The sequence below is a fragment of the Frankia sp. CeCAU1 genome, assembly GCF_977971845.1.
This window is the reverse complement of sequence record NZ_CDWWXA010000136.1, coordinates 9,619-12,718: the sequence shown is the minus strand read 5'-3', so window position 1 is coordinate 12,718 and position 3,100 is coordinate 9,619. Positions and strand designations below refer to the sequence as shown.

Here is a 3,100-nt window from a genome sequence, read left to right as displayed (position 1 = left end):
CCCCCTGGCCTCCTTCGATCTTCTTCGATCTTCTTCGGCCCTTCTTCGACGTCGAACAGAACCAGAATTTGACTATCGGCCTGACCTCGGCGGTGGCCGCCGCCGTCCCGCTGCCGGCCACCGCCGGAAGGTGACGGCCCGGCCCGGTGTTGTAGGTGATCGCGGTCGGCGTTGACGCCTGCCGCGGACATCGCGGACATCGCGGAGGTCTCGACGCGGTGGGACAGCCGCGGCGGGACGGCCAGGGGAAACGGCGAAGGGAACGGTGGTTGTGGTGCCGAAGGCTTACGTCTACAACGACCACGGCGGTCCGGAGGTGGAGGCGTTCGCTGACCTCCCGATCCCGGTGGCCGGGCCGGGTCAGCTCACGATCGCGGTACGCGCCGCCGGGGTCAACCCCGTGGACTGGAAGCTGCGGGGCGGCCTGCGGCTGCCGGCAGCCCCGCCTGCCGTGTTTCCGGTCGTGCTCGGAGTGGAGGCCTCCGGCGTGGTGACGCAGGTGGGCCCGGACGTCAACGGATTCGCCGTCGGCGACGAGGTGTTCGGCAGCGCGCCGGGCGGTGGCTACGCCGAGTACACGGTGCTGACCGCCAGGGAGAGCGCGCGCAAGCCGGCCGCGGTGTCCTTCGTGGCCGCGGCGGCGCTTCCGGTCGCGGCGGCGACCGCCTACGACGGCGTGCACCAGCTGGCCCTGCCGCCCGGCGCCACCCTGCTGATCATCGGTGTGGGTGGCGGCGTGGGAGTGGCCGCCGCGCAGATCGCCCGGCATGCGGGCCTGACGGTCGTCGGCACCGCGAGCGCCGGCAAGAAGGACTTCGTCGAGGCCCTCGGTGTGGCGCACGTCGAGCCGGGCCCCGATGTCGCGGACCGGGTGCGGGCCGCCGCGCCCCGGGGGGTCGACGGAATCTACGATCTCGTCGGGGGCGAGACGCTGGACGACGTCGTCGAGGTCCTCGCGGACCGGTCGAAGCTCGTCACGGCCTTGTCCGGGGCGAGCGACCGGTACGGCGGGACGACGGTCCAGCGGGCCCGGGACAGCCGCGTGCTCGACGCGGTCGCCCAGCTGGTCGTGGACGGCGCGCTGGACCCACTCGTGACCGCGACCTTCCCGCTGGACCAGGCCCCGGCGGCGCTGCGCGCGGTGGAGAACGGCCACGCCCGCGGCAAGATCGTGATCAAGGTCGCCGCGTGACCGAGCTTGCCGTTCCCCGACAGCACGCCCCCGATCGACACACCCCCGGGCGGCACGCGACCGGCCAGCATGTGCTGAACAACCCCGTCCGTTCCTCCCTCCTGGGTCCGCACGCGCATTTCGCCGAGCGGGTCGGTGACGTGCTGCGCTACCCGGTCGGCGTGTCACCGTTCGTCGCCCTGCCGGACGTGCCCGACGAGAGCACCTGGCGCAACGTCGCGGCGCTGCTCGGCCCGGGCGCGATCGCGCCGTTCACCGGCATCGACGCTTCCCCGCCGCCCGGCTGGGGGGATGCGAGCTTCGACGGCGCGCAGCTCGTAGACGAGGGGGTCGACGCGCTCCCGGACGAGGAGGCCGTGCGGCTGGGGACCGCGGACGTGCCGGAGATGCTCACGCTGGCCGAACGCACCAAACCCGGGCCGTTCCTGCCCCGCACGATCGAGCTCGGCACGTACCTCGGCATCCGGCGGGATGGCACGCTGGTGGCGATGGCCGGGGAACGGCTGCACCCGCCCGGCTGGACCGAGATCAGCGCCGTCTGCACGGACGCGGACCACCGGGGCCAGGGCCTCGCGACCCGGCTCGTCCGCGCGGTCGCCGCGGGCATCCGGGCCCGCGGGGAGACACCGTTCCTGCACGCCGCGGCGACCAACACGAACGCGATCCGGCTCTACGAGTCGCTCGGGTTCCGGCTGCGGCGTGAGGTGACGTTCCGCGCCGCGCGGATACCGGACATCGAGCCGGCCGCGTAACCACCGCCCGGCCGCGTAACCACCGTCCCGGCCGGCCGGCGAACGCCTTCCCCGCGGACCGGTGCGGACCACCGGCAGGCCATCCCCCGGTCGGACGACCCGCGCCGACGTGACGACCGGCCCTGCCCGCGGCCGCCCCGTCCGACTACCGTCCAGAAGTGGAGGTACGTCGACTACCCAGAACGAGGGGGATGACGCGATGACCCCGCCGAACGCGGGCGCGCCGGCGCTCGTCACCGTGGCTTCACCGACCGATCGGACCGAGCTGGCCATGCCCACGACGCAGACACCGACCCGGACCAGCGGGACCAGCATCAGGGTGGCGTTCGCCTTCGACCATGCCGGTGGCGGGGTGCTGTCCCCCGCAACCTGCCTGTGGCTGCTCGGGAACGAGCAGCTCGGCCGGGTGGCGTTCCGGGCGGATGGGGAGGTCCTCGTGCTGCCGGTGAACTACGTGATGGACGGGGAGGCGGTGGCCTTCCGGACGGCCGTGGGCTCGAAGCTGACCGCCGCGATCGAGGAGGGCGCGGTTGGCTTCGAGGTCGACGGGCGCGATCCGGCATCCCGCAGCGGCTGGAGCGTTCTGATCAACGGGAAGGCCGTGCCCGTCACCGACCCGGGCACGCTGGCCAGGCTCGAGCAGACGGGACTCAAGCCCTGGGCGGACCGCATCGAGCATCCGCACTGGGTACGGATCCTGCCCGAGTCGATGACCGGCCGGGCCGTCATCCACTCCTGACCCGCCGGCTCGAGCGGAAACCCGCGTTTCAGCGCATCACGGGACCATCGTCGATCACCACCGACCGCCCGGTAACGTCACCGCGCGCTGCCCGGTCGCCCACGGCGACCGAAGCGACACCATCGCCCACGTCGACCACGGTGCCGCCTAGCTCGTGTCCCAGGACGAGGGGGATCGACAGGCCGGTCAGCGGATACGGCTCGGCGTGGAAGAGGATGGGGCCGGCGTAGTGCTCGTGCAGGTCGGTGCCACAGATCCCGCTGTGGGCGACGCGAAGTTTGACGTGCCCCGGCCGGCACCCCGGTTCGGGGACCTCCTCGACCTTGACGTCCTCGCGACCTCGCTACACGGCTGCACGCATGATCGAGGAGGGCGGCGGGCTGACTCGGGCCGGCGGGCTCGGGTCGGGTCGGGTCG

The 3,100-nt window shown here is 73.0% G+C and carries 5 protein-coding genes; 4 read left to right on the top strand and 1 reads right to left on the bottom strand.

The window, feature by feature from the left end; genetic code table 11:
* Window positions 1–274: 274 nt before the first annotated feature.
* The 3 genes from AC08OO_RS19270 to AC08OO_RS19260 all read left to right on the top strand — a co-directional run bounded on the left by AC08OO_RS19270 (window position 275) and on the right by AC08OO_RS19260 (window position 2,683).
* The gene (locus AC08OO_RS19270; RefSeq protein ID WP_476618846.1) at window positions 275–1,192 is read left to right on the top strand and encodes an NADP-dependent oxidoreductase; all 918 of its coding nucleotides are present in this window, start codon (window positions 275–277) and stop codon (window positions 1,190–1,192) included.
* On the top strand, window positions 1,189–1,944 hold the full coding sequence (locus AC08OO_RS19265) for a GNAT family N-acetyltransferase (protein ID WP_476618845.1): 756 nt from the start codon (window positions 1,189–1,191) through the stop codon (window positions 1,942–1,944). Before AC08OO_RS19270 ends, AC08OO_RS19265 begins: the two co-directional genes overlap by 4 nt.
* A 199-nt stretch (window positions 1,945–2,143) precedes the next feature.
* Complete coding sequence (locus AC08OO_RS19260) at window positions 2,144–2,683, top strand: pyridoxamine 5'-phosphate oxidase family protein (RefSeq protein ID WP_476618844.1); 540 nt, start codon at window positions 2,144–2,146, stop codon at window positions 2,681–2,683.
* 28 nt (window positions 2,684–2,711) lie between these two features.
* Here the strand turns inward: AC08OO_RS19260 and AC08OO_RS19255 are convergent, their stop codons facing one another.
* Complete coding sequence (locus tag AC08OO_RS19255) at window positions 2,712–2,924, bottom strand: alcohol dehydrogenase catalytic domain-containing protein (RefSeq protein ID WP_476618847.1); 213 nt, start codon at window positions 2,922–2,924, stop codon at window positions 2,712–2,714.
* Here AC08OO_RS19255 and AC08OO_RS19250 point away from each other — a divergent pair.
* Window positions 2,889–3,100 (top strand): hypothetical protein (locus tag AC08OO_RS19250; protein ID WP_476618843.1); only part of this gene is annotated, 212 nt, incomplete at its 3' end. The two genes, AC08OO_RS19255 and AC08OO_RS19250, sit on opposite strands and share 36 nt — an antisense overlap.